Annotated in this window: 15 protein-coding genes; 3 read left to right on the forward strand and 12 right to left on the reverse strand. The window is 69.8% G+C overall.

Annotated elements, in window-relative coordinates; genetic code table 11:
• Nucleotides 1-49: 49 nt before the first annotated feature.
• The 6 genes from K3769_RS05635 to K3769_RS05660 all read right to left on the reverse strand — a co-directional run bounded on the left by K3769_RS05635 (nucleotide 50) and on the right by K3769_RS05660 (nucleotide 6789).
• Nucleotides 50-913: a shikimate dehydrogenase gene (locus tag K3769_RS05635; RefSeq protein ID WP_267025351.1), complete on the reverse strand. Its 864-nt coding sequence runs from the start codon at nucleotides 911-913 to the stop codon at nucleotides 50-52.
• On the reverse strand, nucleotides 891-2708 hold the full coding sequence (gene mltG / locus K3769_RS05640; RefSeq protein ID WP_267025352.1) for an endolytic transglycosylase MltG: 1818 nt from the start codon (nucleotides 2706-2708) through the stop codon (nucleotides 891-893). Before mltG ends, K3769_RS05635 begins: the two co-directional genes overlap by 23 nt.
• Before the next feature lie 116 nt (nucleotides 2709-2824).
• Nucleotides 2825-3289, reverse strand: coding sequence for a Holliday junction resolvase RuvX (gene ruvX, locus K3769_RS05645; protein WP_267031256.1), 465 nt, complete (start codon nucleotides 3287-3289; stop codon nucleotides 2825-2827).
• Between the two features lie 17 nt (nucleotides 3290-3306).
• Entirely contained in the window at nucleotides 3307-5979 is a 2673-nt protein-coding gene (gene alaS, locus K3769_RS05650; protein ID WP_267025353.1) for an alanine--tRNA ligase, read from the reverse strand.
• Entirely contained in the window at nucleotides 5979-6347 is a 369-nt protein-coding gene (locus K3769_RS05655; RefSeq protein ID WP_267025354.1) for a DUF6167 family protein, read from the reverse strand. Before K3769_RS05655 ends, alaS begins: the two co-directional genes overlap by 1 nt.
• Before the next feature lie 7 nt (nucleotides 6348-6354).
• The gene (locus K3769_RS05660; protein WP_107019681.1) at nucleotides 6355-6789 is read right to left on the reverse strand and encodes a DUF948 domain-containing protein; all 435 of its coding nucleotides are present in this window, start codon (nucleotides 6787-6789) and stop codon (nucleotides 6355-6357) included.
• Between the two features lie 160 nt (nucleotides 6790-6949).
• On the opposite strand from K3769_RS05660, the gene K3769_RS05665 reads away from it, so the two are divergent.
• Nucleotides 6950-9136 carry an ATP-binding protein gene (locus K3769_RS05665; protein ID WP_267025355.1) on the forward strand — a complete coding sequence of 729 codons (2187 nt, stop codon included), beginning with the start codon at nucleotides 6950-6952 and terminating at the stop codon, nucleotides 9134-9136.
• A 42-nt stretch (nucleotides 9137-9178) separates the two neighbouring features.
• Here the strand turns inward: K3769_RS05665 and rpsD are convergent, their stop codons facing one another.
• The 5 genes from rpsD to K3769_RS05690 form a co-directional block, all read right to left on the reverse strand.
• Nucleotides 9179-9793, reverse strand: coding sequence for a 30S ribosomal protein S4 (gene rpsD, locus K3769_RS05670; protein ID WP_107019683.1), 615 nt, complete (start codon nucleotides 9791-9793; stop codon nucleotides 9179-9181).
• A gap of 344 nt (nucleotides 9794-10137) precedes the next feature.
• Nucleotides 10138-11493 (reverse strand): replication-associated recombination protein A, encoded by a 1356-nt coding sequence (locus tag K3769_RS05675; protein ID WP_267025356.1) that lies wholly within the window; start codon nucleotides 11491-11493, stop codon nucleotides 10138-10140.
• A gap of 71 nt (nucleotides 11494-11564) precedes the next feature.
• Nucleotides 11565-12203 carry a vitamin K epoxide reductase family protein gene (locus tag K3769_RS05680; RefSeq protein WP_267025357.1) on the reverse strand — a complete coding sequence of 213 codons (639 nt, stop codon included), beginning with the start codon at nucleotides 12201-12203 and terminating at the stop codon, nucleotides 11565-11567.
• 182 nt (nucleotides 12204-12385) lie between these two features.
• Nucleotides 12386-13648 (reverse strand): histidine--tRNA ligase, encoded by a 1263-nt coding sequence (gene hisS, locus K3769_RS05685; protein ID WP_267025358.1) that lies wholly within the window; start codon nucleotides 13646-13648, stop codon nucleotides 12386-12388.
• Between the two features lie 13 nt (nucleotides 13649-13661).
• Nucleotides 13662-14378, reverse strand: coding sequence for an MBL fold metallo-hydrolase (locus tag K3769_RS05690; RefSeq protein WP_267025359.1), 717 nt, complete (start codon nucleotides 14376-14378; stop codon nucleotides 13662-13664).
• Nucleotides 14379-14569: 191 nt separating this feature from the next.
• Between K3769_RS05690 and K3769_RS05695 the strand changes: the two genes are divergently transcribed.
• Together K3769_RS05695 and K3769_RS05700 are read left to right on the forward strand one after the other, a co-directional pair.
• Nucleotides 14570-15406: a peptidylprolyl isomerase gene (locus tag K3769_RS05695; protein ID WP_267025360.1), complete on the forward strand. Its 837-nt coding sequence runs from the start codon at nucleotides 14570-14572 to the stop codon at nucleotides 15404-15406.
• A 136-nt stretch (nucleotides 15407-15542) separates the two neighbouring features.
• Nucleotides 15543-16772 carry a DUF349 domain-containing protein gene (locus tag K3769_RS05700; protein WP_267025361.1) on the forward strand — a complete coding sequence of 410 codons (1230 nt, stop codon included), beginning with the start codon at nucleotides 15543-15545 and terminating at the stop codon, nucleotides 16770-16772.
• Between the two features lie 170 nt (nucleotides 16773-16942).
• On the opposite strand, the gene K3769_RS05705 is transcribed toward K3769_RS05700, so the two are convergent.
• The gene (locus K3769_RS05705) at nucleotides 16943-19597 is read right to left on the reverse strand and encodes a RelA/SpoT family protein (protein ID WP_267025362.1); all 2655 of its coding nucleotides are present in this window, start codon (nucleotides 19595-19597) and stop codon (nucleotides 16943-16945) included.
• Nucleotides 19598-19642: the final 45 nt, after the last annotated feature.

Consider the following 19642-nt stretch of genomic DNA (forward strand, 5'->3'; position numbering starts at 1 on the left):
ATTTTTCCGGTACCCCCGACTCCGCCCCCGCGGAATCGAAAGCCGGATCCTAGCGGCCGTCCTGGCGGGCCGCGAGGGACTTCTCCCCGGCCGTCCGCATGGCGTCGACCGGCCCCGGAGCGAGGCCCGTCATCTGCTCGACCTGGAGGACCGCCTGGTGTACAAGCAGGTCGAGCCCGCTGACCACGGCGCCTCCGTAGGCGGACCAGCGGGCCGCAAGTTCGGTCGGCCAGGGGTCGTACAGGACGTCGAAGAGGGTGGCGGGCCGCTCGGGGACGGACGGGGCGAGGGCGTCGGTGGCGCCCGCCGGGGTGGTCGCGATCACCAGGGGCGCGCGCAGCGCCTGTCCGGCGTCCGCCCAGTCGGCCGTACGCACCTCGATGCCGAGCCGCTCGCCCCACTGCCGCATCTCGGCGGCGCGCGCCTCGCTGCGGACGTACGCGACGACCTCGCCCGTGCAGACGCGGGCGAGAGCGGCCAGCGCGGAGGAGGCGGTGGCGCCCGCGCCGAGGATCGCCGCGGATTCCACTTGTTCGATGCCGCGCTCGCGCAGTGCGGCGACGATGCCGGGGATGTCGGTGTTGTCGCCGACGCGGCGGCCGTCCTCGGCGCACACCACCGTGTTCACGGCCTCGACGGCGGCGGCCGTCTCACTGATGTCGTCGAGCAGCGGAATGACCGCCCGTTTGAGCGGCATCGTCAGCGAGAGGCCGGCCCAGTCGGGGCCGAGTTTCCCGATGAATTCGGGCAGTCCCGCTTCGTCGATCTCGAAACGGTCGTACGACCAGTCGTGCAGACCCAGTTCCTCGTAAGCGGCGCGGTGCAGCACCGGGGAGAGGGAATGGCCGATCGGGGAACCGAGAACGGCGGCCCGGCGCCGCCGGCCTCCGTCAGTCCTTGTTGCGCCGCTCATTGAATTTCTGAACCAACTTCTCGTGCTCGGCCAGGGTCTTGGTGAAGTCCGTCTTCTTGCCGTCGATGGAGATGAAGAACATCCACGCGCCGCCGTCGGGCTTCAGCGCCGCCCGCAGCGCCTCGTCACCGGGATTCCCGATCGGCCCGGGCGGAAGACCCTTGTAGAAGTACGTGTTGTACGGGTCGTCGTAGTTGCGGATCTCGGCGACCGAGATATCGATCTTGCTCTGACCCTTGAGGTAGTTGTACGTCGAGTCGAATTCGAGCTTCTGGTTGGTGACGTCGTTCGACGGCTTCAGCCGGTTGTAGACGACGGACGCCATCTTCTTGAAGTCGTCGTGCGTGATGCCCTCGGCCTGGACGAGGCTCGCGACCGTGACGACCTGCAGCGGGTTCTCCAGACCGAGGTCCTTGGCCTTCGCCTCCAGGTCGTACTTCGCGTACTCCTTGTTGGCCTGCGAGACCATGTCCTTCAGGACGGTCTCGGGCTTCATGTTCTTGTCTGCGGGATAGGTCGCCGGATAGAGGAATCCTTCCAGCGGGTCCTTGATGTCGCTGTCGTCGTTCGCCCAGTCCGGGAGCCCGAGGCTCCTGTACTTCTCCTTGGCGATCTTCGCGGTGGTTCCCTTGGAGAGATCGAGCTGCTTGTCGATCGCCTCGTACACCGTGACATTGCGCTGCCCCTCCCTGACGACCAGATTGTTCTGGCTCTTGGGATCGAGCATCAGCGCGACAGCGCTTTCCGCGGACATCTGCTTCTTCAGCAGATAGGAACCCGCCTGGATCTTGTCGCCGTTCTCGTTCTGCGCCTGGGCCGCGACGAAGGCGTCCACGCTCTTGACGACGCCGGCCGCCTTCAGTTTCTGGCCGATCACCGATCCGAAGGCGCCCTTGGGAATCACGACGGTCACCTGACCGCCGGTTCCTTCGCCCGCGTAGTCGGGGGCCGAGCCGAAACGGCTTTGATAGAACTGATAGCCGAAATAGGTGACGCCCCCGCCCACCGAGAGGAGGACGAGGGAGACCACGAGGCAGGCGCAGCCGTTCTTGCTCTTCTTCTCGCCTTTGCCCTTGCTTCCCTTACCGCCTTTGCCGCTCTTTCCACGCCGGCGGCTCTGCGGGTCGTCGTCGGTGTCGTCCTCGTCGTCGTCATCGCCCGCGAAGAACGCGTGCTCGCCCTGGTCGGGGCCCGGGTCCCAGTCGGTGCGCTGCGATTCCGGTTCCGCTTCGGGTTCCGGTTCGGCGCGTCGGCGGCTGGGCGGCTCCGGCGGCGGATAGGCGTCGGGCGTCCCGTAGTAGTCGGGCTGCTGTCCGTTGTACGCCACGGCCTGGTTGCCGTAGGGATCGTTCGGGTCACCGCCGTACGGGACCTGCTGCTGCGGCTGCTGGTACTGCTGGCCCGTGTTGTCCCAGCCGCCGTTGTACGGCCGGCCGTTCTGGTCGTACTGCTGCGCGTTCTGGTCGTACTGCTGACCGCCCTGGTCGGGGTAGCCCTGCCCACCCTGTCCGCTGTACTGCTGCGGAGCATGACCGCCGTACTGCTGCTGCCCCTGGACGTAGTGCTGCTGCTGTCCCTGGGCGTACGGCTGCTGCCCCTGGTCGTAGTCGGCCTGCTGGCCCGTGCCCCAGTCGCCGTACTGCGGCTGCTGCGGCTGCTCCGGATAGTGCTGCGGCTGGCCGCCGTAGGGGGACTGGGCCGCCTGGGCCTCCTGTCCTCCCCATCCGCCGTCCCCGTACAACGGGTCCTCGGGATGCCACGGTTCGGAGCCTGGGCCCCGGCCATACTCGGTCATCGATCCCCTAGAGCCGCGAGGCGGTGGTCGCGCGGTGGCTGGGCTCCCGTCCGCCTCTCTCTGTGCGGTGGCTATTCGAACACCACCGCATCGCGCGGAACGTTACCGTACCGCGATCAGATGACCACTTCGACGCCCTCGCCGGGGGATGTACCTGACGCCCGTTCGGACTCCAGTGCCTGCTGGAGGATGATCACGGCTGCCACCTGGTCGATGACCGATCTGCCCTTCTTGGACTTCACGCCCGAGGCGCGCAGTCCCTGACTGGCCGTCACTGTGGTCATCCTCTCGTCCACAAGACGTACCGGCACGGGTGCGATCCCCTGGGCGAGCGCTTGTGCGAACGCGCGGACCTTGACGGCGGCCGGGCCCTCGCCCCCCTTGAGGGAGCGGGGCAGACCGACGACGACCTCGATGGGCTCGTACTCCTCGACGAGTTGCCGCAGCCGCCGGTGGGCGGCCGGGACGTCACGTCCCGGCACGGTCTCCACCGGCGTGGCGAGGATCCCGTCGGGGTCGCAGGAGGCGACCCCGATCCGGGCGTCCCCGACATCGATGGCGAGCCGCCGGCCGCGGCGCATGACCCGCTCGCCGTCGCTCACTTGGCGGTCTCGGCCACGAGCCGCTCGACGGCGTCGACGGCCTCGCCGATGGCGGCCGGGTGCTGGCCGCCGCCCTGGGCCACGTCGGGCTTGCCGCCACCGCCGCCACCGAGGGTCTTGGCGGCCGTGCGCACCAGGTCACCGGCCTTGAGACCGCGCTCGCGGGCGGCCTCGTTGGTGGCGATGACCGTCAGCGGTTTGCCGTTGACGGTGGTGAACAGGGCGACCACGACGGGGCGTCCGCCCTGGATACGGCCGCGCACGTCGAGGACCAGCTTGCGCAGGTCGTCGGCGCCCGTACCGTCCGGGACCTGACCGGTGACAAGTGCGACGCCCTGAACGTCCTTGGCCGACCCGGCGAGACCGGCGGCGGCCTGGAGGACCTTCTCCGCGCGGAACTTCTCGATCTCCTTCTCGGCGTCCTTCAGCTTGCCGAGCATGGCCGAGACCTTCTCCGGCAGCTCCTCCGGACGGCCCTTGATCAGCTCCTGGAGCTGGGCGACCACCGTGTGCTCGCGGGCCAGGAAGTTGTAGGCGTCGACGCCCACCAGGGCCTCGATCCGGCGTACGCCCGAGCCGATCGACGACTCGCCGAGCAGCTTGACCAGGCCGAGCTGTGAGGTGTTGTGCACGTGGGTGCCGCCGCACAGCTCCTTGGAGAAGTCGCCGATGGTCACGACGCGCACGCGCTCGCCGTACTTCTCGCCGAACTCGGCGATGGCGCCCTGCTTCTTGGCCTCGTCGATGCTGAGGATCTCGGCGTGCACGTCGAGGTCGCGGGTGAGCACCTCGTTGATCTTCTGCTCGACGTCCGTCATCACGGCCGTGGGCACGGCGGACGGGGAGCCGAAGTCGAAGCGGAAGCGGCCGGGCTGGTTCTCGGAACCGGCCTGGGCGGCCGTCGGGCCGAGGGCGTCGCGCAGGGCCTGATGGGTGAGGTGGGTGGCCGAGTGGGCACGGGCGATGGCCGTGCGGCGGCGCACGTCGATGACGGCCTGGGCCTTGGCGCCGACGGTCACCTCGCCCACCTGGACGACGCCCTTGTGGACGTACACCCCGGGGACGGGCTTCTGGCAGTCGCGGACCTCGATCACGGCGCCGGTGTCGATCCGGATGCGGCCGGTGTCGCCGATCTGGCCGCCGCCCTCGGCGTAGAACGGGGTGCGGTCGAGGACGATCTCGACCTCGTCGCCCTCGGTGGCGGCAGGCGAGGAGACGCCGTCGACGAGGATGCCGACGACCGTGGACTCGCCCTCGGTGCTGGTGTAGCCGATGAAGTCGGTCTCGCCGGCGGCGTCGGCGATCTCGCGGTAGGCGCCCATGTCGGCGTGCCCGGTCTTCTTGGCCTTGGCGTCGGCCTTGGCGCGCTCCCGCTGCTCCTTCATCAGGCGCCGGAAGCCGTCCTCGTCCACGGACAGGCCCTGTTCGGAGGCCATCTCCAGGGTGAGGTCGATCGGGAAGCCCCAGGTGTCGTGGAGCAGGAAGGCCTTGTCGCCGGAGAGAACCGTGCCGCCGGAGGCCTTGGTCTCCGTGACGGCCGTGTCGAGGATGTTGGTGCCGCCCTTCAGCGCCTTGAGGAAGGCGGCCTCCTCGGCGAGGGCGACGGTCTCGATGCGCTTGCGGTCGGAGACCAGCTCCGGGTACTGCCGGCCCATCATCTCGATGACGACGTCGACGAGGTCCTGGACGACCGGGCCGGTGGCGCCGAGCAGCCGCATGTTGCGGATCGCGCGGCGCATGATGCGGCGCAGCACATAGCCGCGGCCCTCGTTGCCCGGGGAGACGCCGTCGCCGATGAGCATCACGGACGTCCGCATGTGGTCGGTGACGACGCGCAGCGAGACGTCGGAGTGCTGGGCGGCGCCGTACTCGACGCCGGTCAGCTCGGTGGCCTTCCTGATGACGGCCATCGAGGTGTCGATCTCGTACAGGTTCTGCACGCCCTGCAGGATCATGGCGAGGCGTTCGAGGCCGAGGCCGGTGTCGATGTTCTTGCTCGGCAGCTCGCCGAGGATCTCGAAGTCCTCCTTCGAGGTGCCCTCGCCGCGCTCGTACTGCATGAAGACGAGGTTCCAGATCTCCACGTACCGCTCGTCGTTGACGGCGGGGCCGCCTTCGACGCCGAACTCGGGGCCGCGGTCGTAGTTGATCTCGGAACACGGGCCGCAGGGGCCCGGGACGCCCATGGACCAGTAGTTGTCCTTCTTGCCGAGGCGCTGGATGCGCTCCTTGGGGACGCCGACGACCTCGTGCCAGATGCGCTCGGCCTCGTCGTCCTCCAGGTACACGGTGATCCAGAGCTTCTCCGGCTCCAGGCCGTAACCACCCTTGTCCTGAGGGCTGGTCAGCAGCTCCCAGGCGTACTTGATGGCGCCTTCCTTGAAGTAGTCGCCGAAGGAGAAGTTGCCGCACATCTGGAAGAACGTGCCGTGCCTGGTGGTCTTGCCGACCTCTTCGATGTCCGGCGTACGGACGCACTTCTGGACGCTGGTGGCGCGGGAGAAGGGCGGCTTGACCTCACCGAGGAAGTACGGCTTGAAGGGGACCATGCCGGCCGGGACCAGGAGGAGAGTCGGGTCGTCCGCGATGAGCGACGCCGAAGGCACGACGGTGTGCCCGCGCTCCTCGAAGAAGCTCAACCAGCGGCGACGAATCTCGGCCGACTCCATCAGTGGTCCTCATTCCGGTTGTACGAGTACGTCGGCCTCTCGACGTACGTCGGGTTCTTGCTGTCCTTCGGGTTCTTGCCGTACCGCGGGCCGTCGCCGCTCTCCAGGGCGGTGAGGCGGCGCGAGGAGGCCGGGTCGGGGTCGGCGTTCAGGCCGAGCGCCTCGCCGAGTTCCGCCTCGCGCTGGACCATTCCGTCCCGGACGTCGAGTGCGAAGTCCTTCATACGGTGGCCCGCCTCGATCGCCTTGTTCGCGGCCTGCGCCGCGAGGCTCTCGGGCGTCAGCTGCTTGATCTTGCGGTTGACCTTGGTGGTGGCCCACACACCGGCGGCTGCGCCCGCGGTGAACCAGAACGTACGGCGGAACATCGCTGCGTCAGTCCTTCTTCCGCTTTCCCCGTCGCGCCGACGGGACGGTACGGCCCACGATCACGGTGCGCCGTGTGGGCTTGGCGGGCTCGTCCTCGCGGCGCCCGCCCATGGCCCGGCGTACGCCGTAGCCGAACGCCGCCACCTTCACCAGCGGGCCGCCGAAGGTCGAGGCGACCGTCGAGGAGAGCGCCGACGCGTTCGACGTGACCTCCTGGACGTCCGCGGCGATGGCGTCCACCCGCTCGATCTGGGTCTGTGCGGAGCGCACGGCCGCCGAGGCGTCCGCGAGGAGCGGGACCGTCTGTTCGGTCACGTCCGCGACGAGTTTGGTGGTCGCCCTGAGCGTCTGGGCCAGCCTCGCGAGTGCCACCGCGAGGAAGGAGACCAGGATCGCCCAGAAGACGGCCACCAGGATCCCGGCCACCTCACCACCGGACACTGCGCACCCGCTCCCTGAATTCGTGCCTCACCATCGAAAAGTCGTCCTGTGACCCTATCGCGCCGGGGCCGCGGCTCCGTACCGGATTACCACCCGCCCGCGCAACGGCCGCGCGAAGTGATTGTACGGAGTGCTCATGGATCGGTACGCTCCGTTGCCCATGCGGTCTTCACAGGGTTCTGGGCCCTCCGGCGCGGGGGCGGGCGGTCGGCGGGCCGGCAATCTGCCCCTGGAGCTCAACGCGTTCGTGGGCCGCGCGGCCGAACTGACGCGACTGGACGCGGCCCTGGGAGCCGCCCGGCTGGTGACGGTGACGGGGCCCGGCGGCGTCGGCAAGTCGCGGCTGGCGGCGCACGCGGCGGCCCGGCTCCGGCCGGACGACGGGGTGTGGCGGGTGGAGCTGGTCGAGCTGCGCGAGCCGGAACTCGTCGCGTACGCGGTCGTGGAGGCGCTGGGACTGACGGATCACACCTCGCGTCCGCCGCGGCAGGTCCTGCTCGACCATCTCGCGGACCGGCACCTCCTGCTGGTGCTCGACGGGTTCGAGCAGCTGGTCGACGCGTGCGCGTCGCTGGTGGGCGAGCTGCTGCGGCGCTCGGCGGGCCTGCGGGTGCTCGCCGTGGGGCGCAGGCCGCTCTCGGTGGAGGGCGAGCGGGTGTTCCCGCTGGCGCCGCTGACCGAACCGGAGGCGGCCGAGCTGTTCGCGGACCGGGCCGCCGCCGGCGCACCGGGTTTCACGCTGCACGACGGCAACCGCGCGGACGTCCTGGAGATCTGCCGGCGGCTCGACGGGGTCCCGCTCGCCGTGGAGCTGGCCGCGGGACGGCTGCGGGCCCTGTCCCCCGCCCAGCTGCTGGCCCGGCTCGACGACCGTTTCCGGCTGCTCACCGGTGGGGGGCGCGACGTGCTGCCGCGCCATCGGACCCTGCGTACGGCGATCGGCTGGAGCCATGAGCTGTGCACCCCGCCGGAGCGGCTGATGTGGGCGCGGCTGTCGGTGTTCGCCGGTCAGTTCGACCTGGAGTCCGTGGAGTACGTGTGCGGGGGCGGCGGGCTGCACCCCGACAACATCCTCGACGTCCTCCACGAGCTGCTGGCCCAGTCGGTGATCACCCGCGAGGAGACTCCGGCGGGGGTGCGCTACCGGATGCTGGACACGGTCCGGGCGTACGGCGCGGACTGGCTGGAGGCCACCGGCGACGGGACGCGGCTGCGGCGGCGCCACCGCGACTGGTTCATGGGGCTGGCGACCTGGGGCGAGCTGGACTGGTTCTCGCCCCGGCAGCACGAGGTGGCCGCGCGGGTGGAGGCGGAACTGCCGAATCTGCGCCGCGCCCTGGAGCACTGTCTGAGCGAGCCGGACGACGGTCATCTGGGCCAGTACCTGGCGGGGACCCTCTGGTTCTACTGGGTGGGCTGCGGGCGGCTGTCGGAGGGGCGGCACTGGCTGGAGCGCAGCCTGGACCTGGACACCGAGCACGAGAGTTCTCGGCTGAAGGCGCTGTGGGTGCTCGGCTATGTGGCGGTCCTCCAGGGCGACACCGTGCCCGCGTTCGCCGCGCTCGGCGAATGCCGCCGGACGGCGGAACTCGCCGGGAACCGGACCGCGCTGGCCTACGCCGAGCACCGCACCGGCTGTCTGGCCCTGGTCACCGACGACATGCCCCGCGCGCAGACCCTGTTGCGCTCGGCGCTCGACCGCTATCACGAGATCGGCGAGCTCAACAGCAACGTCCTGATGGCGCAGGTGGAGCTGGCGATGGCGCTGGCCTTCCAGGGCGATCTGCCGGGTGCGGTGCGCCTGTGCGAGGAGGTGCGCCGGGTCTGCGTCGACCACGGGGAGCGCTGGTCGCTGGCGTACGCGCTGTTCGTGCTGGCGTACGCGGCCTGGACGGAGGGCGATCCGGTGGCGGCCCGGCGGCTGCTGACGGAGTGCCTGGACATCACCCACACCTTTCGCGACCTGCTCGGCACGGTCCTGGCGGTGGAACTGCTCGCGCTGGTCACCGTGGCGGAGGGCGACGCGGCCGAGGCGGCGGTGCTCCAGGGCTGCGCCTCCCGGATGTGGCCGTCGGTGGGTCTGCCGCTGTTCGGCTCGGCCCACTACAACGCCCCGCACGAGCGGTGCGAGGCGATGGCCCGGGAACGGCTGGGCGACGAACGGTACGAGGAGTGCGTACGGGCCGGGGCGCGGCTGGGCCGGCAGGCGGCGGTGGGCCGGGCGCTGGGGCGCTCCCGCCCGGAGGCGCTGGGTCCGTCGGCCGCGCCGCGGGGCATCCCGGCACCCCCTGACATGCGAGAACCCGCCGCCTCGCCCACCCGCAAGGGTGGGGAGACGACGGGCTGACGCTCTGAGAGCGGGCGCGAGGCCGGTGCTACGTACGCCTGATCAGCGGGCGTAGTACTCGACGACGAGCTGCTCGTCGCAGATCACCGGGATCTCCTTGCGGTTCGGCTCGCGGTCCAGGCGGAACGCCAGGGCGCCGAGGTTCACCTGGAGGTAGCGCGGAGTCTCACCGTCGGGGGCGAACCCACCGGCACGGGCGACCTCGAACAGCGTCTTGCTGCGGCTGCGCTCGCGGACCATCACGACGTCGTCCGGCTTGACGCGGAACGACGGCTTGTCGACCTTGCCGCCGTTGACCTCGATGTGGCCGTGCACGACCATCTGGCGGGCCTGGTAGATCGTGCGGGCGATGCCCGAACGCAGCACCAGGGCGTCGAGACGACGCTCCAGCTCGATGACCAGGGCCTCACCGGTCTTGCCCTGCGTCTTGGCGGCACGCTCGTAGGCGCGGACGAGCTGGCGCTCGGACACGTCGTACTGCGCGCGCAGACGCTGCTTCTCCAGCAGACGGACCTTGTAGTCCGAGTTCTGCTTGCGGCCGCGGCCGTGCTCACCCGGCGGGTAGGGGCGGGCCTCGAAGTACTTGACGGCCTTCGGGGTCAGCGCGATGCCGAGGGCACGCGACTTCTTGACCTTGGGGCGGGACTGGTTCGTCATGAACCAAACACCTCGTGATTTCTGATGTGAATACGGCTTCACCAGGGTTAGGGGAGGTCGCATCCGCAGCCAGGGAAACCCTTCGGATCCTGATACGGACCCGCTGGGCAGCCGCTCCCTGAGCTGGGCAACATGTGCAGCACGCGAGTGGCCCACCGACCGGTTCCCGGATACTTCCGGGAGGGTGATGGGCTGCCCGCGACACCTTCGACGGTGCGCGACGCTCCTGGATTCCTCACCCGGGGGTGAGGGCTCCGGCTGCATGTCCCGTTCTGGTGGTGCCGACTTCCTCGTTGAAGGAGGCCGGACACGGGACGCAGCGCTGCGGAGAGTCTACAGGGCGATCAGGACCGCCCTCGACCGAGGTGTTTCCTGGTCCACTCCACCGCGTCCGCGTAGCGCGCCTCGGCGCCGTGCCGGGTCGGGGTGTAGTACTCCCGGTCCTTGAGCTCATCGGGCGCGTACTGCTGGGCGGCGATGCCCTCGGGCAGGTCGTGCGGATACACGTACCCCTGCGCGTGGCCGAGCTTGGCCGCGCCCTTGTAGTGCCCGTCCCGCAGGTGCGTCGGCACGGGACCCGCGTGCCCCTTGCGGACGTCCTCCATGGCGGCGCCGATCGCCGTCGTCGCCGCGTTCGACTTCGGGGCCAGGGCGAGGGCGATCGTGGCGTGGCTGAGGGTCAGGGCGGCCTCGGGGAAGCCGATCATGGCTACGGCCTGGGCGGCGGCGACCGCCACCGGCAGGGCGTTCGGATCGGCCAGGCCGATGTCCTCGCTGGCGGAGATCATCAGGCGGCGGGCGATGAACCGGGGGTCCTCGCCGGCCTCGATCATCCGGGCCAGGTAGTGCAGCGCCGCGTCCACGTCCGAGCCCCTGATCGACTTGATCAGGGCGCTGGCCACGTCGTAGTGCTGGTCGCCGTCGCGGTCGTACTTCACCGCGGCCCGGTCGACGGTCTCCTCCAGGGTCTGGAGGGAGATCTCGGTGTCCTTCTTGTCGAGCGCCGCTCCGGCGGCGGCCTCCAGGGCCGTGAGGGCACGCCGGGCGTCGCCGCCGGCGATCCGCAGCAGGTGTTCCTCGCTCTCCTCGGGGAGGGTGAGGGCCCCCTTGAGGCCGCGCTCGTCGGCGAGCGCCCGGCGCAGCAGTCCGCGCAGGTCGTCGTCCGTGAGCGGTTCGAGGGTGAGGAGGAGCGAGCGGGACAGCAGCGGGGAGATGATCGAGAAGTACGGGTTCTCCGTGGTCGCGGCGATCAGCGTCACCCAGCGGTTCTCCACGGCCGGGAGCAGGGAGTCCTGCTGGGCCTTGCTGAAGCGGTGGATCTCGTCGAGGAAGAGGACGGTCTCCTTGCCGTACCCCCCGGTGGCCCGGCGGGCGCCCTCGATGACCGCACGGACCTCCTTGACGCCCGCGGTGATCGCGGAGAGCTCCACGAAGCGCTTGTTCGTCGCCTTGGAGACCACGTACGCGAGGGTCGTCTTGCCGGTGCCCGGCGGGCCCCAGAGGATCACCGAGGAGGGTCCGGCGGGGCCGCCGCCGCCCTCGCCGACGAGTCTGCGCAGGGGTGAGCCGGGCTTCAGCAGATGCTGCTGGCCCTCGACCTCGTCGAGGGTGCGCGGACGCATCCGGACGGCGAGGGGACTGCCGGAGGGGTCCTTCTCCTGGCGTTCTTCGGCTGCGGCGGTAAAGAGGTCGGGCTCCACGTTCGAAACCCTATGTCACGCCACTGACAACGCGGCCCGGCCCTTGTCCCGCAAGGGTTCCGCCGGTCGCGTCAGCTGGTCCAGAAGTCCCACCAGCGCGTCAGGATCAGCATGCCGATGATCCCGATGTGCAGGACCGGCAGCACCCAGGCGAACTCGCCGAAGAAAGCCCTGAGCCAGCCGGGCGCGGGCAGGAAGCCGTGGCGGATGTTGTGCGCGGCCACCGACCAGAACATGACGATGGTCGCGACCCAGGCGAGGCAGCACCACAGGCACAGCGAGTTGATGTTGTACAGGGACTGGTACTGCAGCCAGGTCACGAAGCCGACGCCGAACAACATGCCGACGTTCAGGGTCAGCCAGTACCAGCGCGGGAAGGTGGCCCGGGCGAGCAGGCTCACGCCGACGCAGATCACGACGCCGTACGCCACGAGGCCCAGCATCGGGTTGGGGAACCCGAAGACGGAGGCCTGGTCGCTCTTCATGATGTTGCCGCAGGAGACGACCGGGTTCAGGCTGCAGCCCGGCGTGAAGCCCGGGTCCTCGAGCAGCTTGAACTTGTCGATGGTGATGACCCAGGAGGCCAGCAGCCCGGCCGCGCCCGTGATCACCAGCAGAAGGGCGAGGAACGGGCCGCCGCCCACGGCCCGTGGGACTGCCGCGGCTCCCTGATCGGTGGAGACGCCTTCCCTGACTGTCGTCTTGCTCATCACGCCGTTTCCGTAGCTTGAGAGGACCTTCCGGGCACTCGTCATTCTGCCGCACACGCACGTGCGTCCACCGTTCGTTGGACATAAGGAAGTGCGTGCGGTCGTGCTCGTTCGCGTGACAGCACACGCGAACGAACACACGGATCCGGTGAGTTGACGGCCCCTCGGCAGGGGCGGTCGGCTCAGCTCAGGCGGGACTCCAGTTCCGCCACGATCTCGTTCACCCCTACCGCCACCTGCTCGCCCGACTCCATGTCCTTCAGCTGCACGACGCCCTCGGAGAGGTCCCGCTCGCCGGCGACCACGGTGTACCGCGCGCCACTGCGGTTGGCGTTCTTCATGGCGCCCTTCAGGCCCTTCGCCCCGTACGAGAAGTCCGCGGCGACGCCGTTGCGGCGCAGCTCGGTGACCACCCCGAAGAGCACCCGGCGGGCCTCCTCCCCGAGCGGCACCGCGAACACGCTGGTGGCGGAGGGGAGCTGGAGCGAGACACCCTCGGCCTCAAGCGCGAGGACGGTGCGGTCGACGCCGAGCGCCCACCCCACGGACGGCAGGGCGGGCCCGCCGATCATCTCGGAGAGGCCGTCGTAGCGCCCGCCCCCGCCCACCGCGGACTGCGAACCCAGACCGTCGTGCACGAACTCGAAGGTCGTCCGGGTGTAGTAGTCGAGCCCCCGGACCAGCTTCGGGTCGTCCTCGTAGGAGACGCCCGCGGCCGTGATCAGCCCGCGCACCTCCTCGTGGTACGCCTTGCACGCGTCGCAGAGGTAGTCCCGCAGGAGCGGCGCCCCGGCCAGCTGCTTCTGGACGTCGTCCCGCTTGTCGTCGAGGACCCGCAGCGGGTTGATCTCGGCCCGGCGCAGGGTCTCCTCGTCCAGGTCGAGCCCCCGCAGGAAGTCCTGGAGCGCGGCCCGGTAGACGGGACGGCACTCCTTGTCGCCCAGCGAGTTGAGCAGGATCCGGAACTCGCGCAGCCCGAGCGAGCGGTACGCCTGGTCGGCCAGGATGATCAGCTCGGCGTCCAGCGCCGGGTCCTCGGCCCCGATGGCTTCCGCGCCGACCTGGGAGAAGTGCCTGTACCGGCCCTTCTGCGGACGCTCGTACCGGTAGTAGGAGCCCGAGTACCAGAGCTTGACGGGGAGGTTGCCGAGCTTGTGGAGGTTGGCCTCCAGGGCGGCCCGCAGCACGGAGGCCGTGCCCTCGGGGCGCAGCGCCAGCCGGTCGCCGCCCTTGGTCTCGAAGGCGTACATCTCCTTGGTCACGATGTCGGTGGACTCACCGACCCCGCGCGCGAACAGCTCGACGCTCTCGAAGCCGGGCGTCTCGATGTAGCCGTACCCACTGTTGCGCAGCGGAGCGGCGATCGCCTCGCGCACCGCGAGGTACTTCGCGCTGTCCGGCGGAATCAGGTCGTACGTGCCCTTGGGGGCCTTGAAGGTGCTCACGGGAATTCTCTCGTCACATTCCTCGTCGCGGGGCGGATGTCGGGTCCGCTCCCTGGCCGGCCGCCGCCACCTGCCGCAGATACGGGTTGGTGGCGCGCTCCTGGCCGATGGTCGTCTGGGCGCCGTGGCCGGACAGCACCACGGTCGAGTCGTCGAGCGGCAGGCACACACGTGCCAGCGAGCCGAGCATCTCGTCCATGTCGCCGCCGGGGAGGTCGGTACGTCCGATGGAGCCGGCGAAGAGCAGATCCCCGGCGAAGAACACGGACGGGATCTCCGTGTTCTCGGGCATCCGGAACGTCACCGACCCCTTCGTATGGCCCGGCGCGTGCGCGACGGAGAAGTCCAGGCCGGCGAGTTCCAGCGCGGCACCGTCCGTCAGTTCCCGTACGTCGTCCGGCTCGCCGATGGTGAGCTCGCCCATCAGCGGCATGCCGATCGAGCGGCCGAGTGCCCGCTCCGGGTCGCTCATCATGTACCGGTCCGCGGGGTGGATCCACGCGGGTACGTCGTGCGCTCCGCACACCGGGACCACCGAGGCCACATGGTCGATGTGGCCGTGCGTGAGAACGACGGCGACGGGCTTGAGCCGATGCTTGGCGAGCGTTTCCTCGACTCCCTGGACCGCCTGGTGGCCCGGGTCGATGATCACGCACTCCTCACCGGCGGCGGGGGCGACCAGATAACAGTTGGTGCCCCAGGCCCCGGCGGGGAACCCGGCAATGAGCACGTTCGTCCTTCGTATGTCGTGGGGATGTCGCGTCGGTAGGCGCACGGGGAATGGCTTCACCGCGGTTCAGAGCCTACCGGCGCTGCCGGAACCACAGCGAACCCATATACGGTACGGGGCACACGCGGGCGGTCGGCTCACCAGACCCACGCGTCCCACCTGACGTACGAGACGCATGAGGAGATAACCCGGTGGTCACCCAGGAACAGCGGCGGCGTCAGCTCGCCCGGGAGAAGTTCTTGCGGCAACAGCAGCGGCGTACGTCCGCTCGGCGCAAGGCCCACGCTCGTAACGCGGTGATCGCGTCGGTCCTCGGCGTGATCGTCGTCGGCAGCGTGGTGTCGTACGCGACCGGGGTCTTCAAGAAGGACGACGACAAGTCGAACGCCGCCGCGGAGGTCACCCCGAGCGCCTCCCCCAGCAAGGCTCCGGATCCCTGTGACAAGGCCGCCGCGGGCAAGGTGAAGTCGCTGACGTACAAGAAGGAGCCGGCGATCACCATCGACAAGTCGGCGGACTACACGATGAAGCTGCAGACGACGTGCGGCGCGATAGACATCGACATGCCGGCCTCGAAGGCCCCGCACACCGTGAACTCGTTCAATTACCTGGTGGGCAAGGGCTACCTGGACCACACCAAGTGCCACCGTCTGACGACGAACGGCATCTATGTGCTCCAGTGCGGCGACCCGAAGGGCACCGGCATGGGTGGTCCCGGCTACACCATTCCCGACGAGAACCTCAAGGACAAACGCCTCAAGGGCAATGTGTATCCGGCGGGCACGGTCGCGATGGCCAACCAGTACAACGCGCAGACCAAGGAAGGCCGCGACAGCGGCGGCAGCCAGTTCTTCCTCGTCTACCAGGACAGCCAGTTGCCGGCCAACTACACACCGTTCGGCACGATTTCCGCATCGGGCATGAAGGTGCTGAAGAAAATCGCGGCCGCCGGCGAGAGCACCGGCCAGGGCGACGGCACACCCAACGCGACCGTCGTGATCGACAAGGCGACCGTGACGAAATCCTGACCGCAGGCAGCGAAAACTTCGGTCGCGCGGGATGCGGACAGCCGCCCCGCCGGTCGCCTATGTTGGCCGTGACGAAATGTGGACGATGCCCGGGGGCCAAAGACGCCCCACGCAGGCATCATGTGGAGGAGGCGCTGTGAGCAGCGACCCGTGGGGCCGTGTCGACGAGACGGGCACCGTGTACGTGCGTACCACCGACGGTGAGCAGGTCGTCGGTTCCTGGCAGGCCGGCACTCCCGATGAGGCACTGGCCTACTTCGAGCGCAAGTACGAGGGACTGGTCGTGGAGATCGGCCTCCTCGAACGACGGGTGAAGACCACCGACCTGTCCTCGAAGGACGCCCAGGTCGCCATCGCCCATATCCGCGAACAGGTGGACGCCCACCACGCGGTCGGGGATCTGGACGCGCTGAAGGTCCGGCTGGACAAGCTCGTCGAGACGGTCGACGCCCGTCGTGAGGAGCGCAAGGCGCAGCGGGCGAAGCAGTCCGACGAGGCCCGGCACTCCAAGGAGGCGCTGGTCGTCGAGGCGGAGGAGCTGGCCCAGTCCGACCAGTGGCGGGCCGCCGGTGAGCGGCTGCGCGCGCTCGTGGACACCTGGAAGGGCCTGCCGAGGCTCGACCGGAAGTCCGACGACGAGCTGTGGCACCGCTTCTCGCACGCGCGCTCGGCGTTCTCCAAGCGGCGCAAGGCGCACTTCGCGTCGCTGGACGCGCAGCGCGAGGAGGCCCGCAAGACCAAGGAGAAGCTGGTCGCGGAGGCCGAGTCGCTCTCGGCCTCGGCCGACTGGGGTCCGACGGCGGCCCGGTACCGCGAGCTGATGGCGGACTGGAAGGCCGCGGGCCGTGCCCAGCGCGAGCACGAGGACGACCTGTGGAACCGCTTCCGCGGCGCCCAGGACGTGTTCTTCGCGGCGCGCAGCTCGGTCTTCGCCGAGCGGGACGCGGAGCAGACGGAGAACCTGAAGCTCAAGGAGGAGCTGGCCGAGGAGGCCGAGAAGCTCGTCCCGGTGCAGGACCTGAAGGCGGCCAGGGCCGCCTTCCGCTCGATCAACGAGCGCTGGGAGGCCATCGGCCATGTGCCGCGGGACGCCCGGCCGAAGGTCGAGGGGCGGATGCACGCGGTGGAGCGGGCGCTCCAGGAGTCCGAGGAGACCGAGTGGCGCCGGACGAACCCTGAGGCACGCGCGCGTGCGGAGGGTCTGACCGGTCAGCTGCAGGCGGCCGTGGACAAGCTCCAGGGGCAGATCGAGACGGCGCGCGCCCAGGGCAACAACGCGAAGGCCGACAAGCTCCAGCGCGAACTGGACGGGCGTCAGGCCCTTCTGGAGCAGGCACTCAAGGGGCTGCACGAGTTCGGCGGGTAGCTCCACCGGGACGCTCCGCGGGACGGCCGGCTTGCCGTCTGCGGGTGCGTCGTGGCTGGGTGCGCAGTTCCCCGCGCCCCTCAGGGAGGGCTGCGCCCTCTTCGGGGCGGTGCAGGACACGAAGGAGGGCCCCGTACGAACCGTACGGGGCCCTCCTTCGTGTCCTGCTGCTAGGCCTCCGAGGGCCTGCGGGCCGAGGTCACCCGGTAGACGTCGTACACGCCCTCCACTCCCCTGACCGCCTTCAGGACGTGGCCCAGGTGTTTCGGGTCGCCCATCTCGAAGGTGAAGCGGGAGGTGGCCACCCGGTCGCGGGACGTCTGGACGGCCGCGGACAGGATGTTGACGTGCTGGTCGGACAGGACCCGTGTGACGTCCGACAGGAGCCGTGAGCGGTCCAGCGCCTCGACCTGGATGGCGACCAGGAACACCGAGGACTGGGTGGGCGCCCACTCGACGTCGAGGATGCGCTCGGGCTCGCGGGACAGGGAGTCGACGTTGACGCAGTCCGTGCGGTGGACCGAGACCCCGCTGCCGCGCGTCACGAAGCCCATGATCGGGTCGCCGGGAACGGGCGTGCAGCAGCGGGCCAGCTTGACCCATACGTCGTCGACGCCCTTGACGACGACGCCCGGGTCGGCGTTCGAGCGGCGCTTGCGGCCACGGCCGCGCGCCGGCGGGACGCTTTCGTCGATCTCCTCGGTGGCGGCCTCCTCGCCGCCGAGCGCCTGCACGAGCTTCTGCACGACACCCTGCGCGGCCACATGGCCCTCGCCGATGGCCGCGTACAGGGACGAGATGTCGGGGTAACGCATCTCGTGCGCGAGCGTGACCAGCGAGTCGCCGGTGAGGATGCGCTGGATCGGCAGGTTCTGCTTGCGCATCGCTTTCGCGATGGCGTCCTTGCCCTGCTCGATCGCCTCGTCGCGGCGCTCCTTGGAGAACCAGGCGCGGATCTTGTTTCGGGCGCGGGGCGACTTGACGAAGCCCAGCCAGTCCCGGGAAGGGCCGGCGCCGGCCGCCTTGGAGGTGAAGACCTCCACCAGGTCGCCGTTGTCGAGGGTCGACTCCAGCGGTACGAGGCGTCCGTTGACGCGTGCTCCTATGGTGCGGTGGCCCACCTCCGTGTGCACCGCGTAGGAGAAGTCCACGGGGGTCGCGCCGGCCGGCAGCGCTATCACGTCGCCCTTCGGTGTGAAGACGAAGACCTCGTTGCGCGAGAGGTCGAAGCGCAGGGACTCCAGGAACTCGCCCGGGTCCTCGGTCTCCTTCTGCCAGTCGAGGAGCTGGCGCAGCCACGCCATGTCGTTGAGGTGGTCGTCCTTGCCGGTGGTCCGCGGCTGGTCGGAGCGCACCTTGGAGGCGCCGGCGACGGCCTCCTGCTTGTACTTCCAGTGCGCGGCGATGCCGTACTCGGCGCGGCGGTGCATGTCGAACGTACGGATCTGCAGCTCGACGGGCTTGCCGTTGGGGCCGATCACCGTCGTGTGCAGCGACTGGTACATGTTGAACTTGGGCATCGCGATGTAGTCCTTGAACCGCCCCGGAACCGGGTTCCAGCGGGCGTGGACGGTGCCCAGTGCCGCGTAGCAGTCGCGGACCGTGTCGACGAGGACGCGGATGCCGACCAGGTCGTAGATCTCCGCGAAGTCACGGCCGCGGACGATCATCTTCTGGTAGACGCTGTAGTAGTGCTTCGGGCGGCCTGTGACGGTCGCCTTGATACGGGCCGCGCGCAGGTCGGACTGGACCTCGTCGGTCACTATGGCGAGGTATTCGTCGCGCTTGGGGGCGCGCTCGGCGACCAGGCGCACGATCTCGTCGTACATCTTGGGGTAGAGGATCGCGAAGGCGAGGTCCTCCAGCTCCCACTTGATGGTGTTCATGCCCAGGCGGTGGGCGAGCGGCGCGTAGATCTCCAGGGTCTCGCGCGCCTTCTTCTCCTGCTTCTCGCGCTTGAGGTAGCGCATGGTGCGCATGTTGTGCAGGCGGTCGGCGAGCTTGATGACCAGGACGCGCGGGTCCTTGGCCATGGCGACGACCATCTTGCGGACGGTCTCGGCCTGCGCCGCCTCGCCGAACTTGACCTTGTCGAGCTTGGTGACGCCGTCGACGAGGAGGGCGACCTGGTCGCCGAAGTCCTTGCGGAGCGTGTCGAGGCCGTACTCGGTGTCCTCGACGGTGTCGTGCAGGAGACCCGCCATCAGCGTGGCCGGGTCCATGCCCAGCTCGGCGAGGATCGTCGTCACCGCGAGCGGGTGCGTGATGTACGGATCGCCGCTCTTGCGCTTCTGGCCGCGATGCCAGCGCTCGGCGACCTGGTAGGCGCGCTCGACCTGGCGCAGCGTGGCCGTCTCGATCTTCGGGTCGTTGCTGCGCACGATCCGCAGCAGCGGCTCCAGAACCGGGTTGTACGGGTTCGAGCGCTGGACGCCGAGACGGGCGAGCCGGGCCCGTACGCGGTTGGAGGAACCGCCGCCGGAGCGCGCTGGCTGACCGGGGGCGGGCCGGGCGCCGGACGCGGGGCGGGCCGCGGGCGTGGCGGCCTGGCGCTCGGGAGCCGGCGTGGGCTCGGAGCGTGGCTTGTCGGCCGCCGTGGCCTCGGGGGCCGCCTTGGTCTCGGTGACCGACTTGGTGTCGGTGGCCGCCTTGGCCTCGGGGGCCGGGACGGCCGACCCGTTCTTCGCGGGCGCGGGCGTGGGCGCAGGGGCGGGTGCGGACGCGCCGGGCGTGCCCGCGGGCGCCGCGGCCCGGTCGGGCTCGGCGGCGGTGGGTACGCCCGGGCGTTCGGCCCCGGGGGCGAGTGGCTGGGCCTCGTCTGGCAAGAGGGCTCCTCGTGCGCGATCCGGATCCCCGGTCAGGCTCCGGAA

Source organism: Streptomyces ortus, from assembly GCF_026341275.1.
GTDB lineage: Bacteria > Actinomycetota > Actinomycetes > Streptomycetales > Streptomycetaceae > Streptomyces > Streptomyces ortus.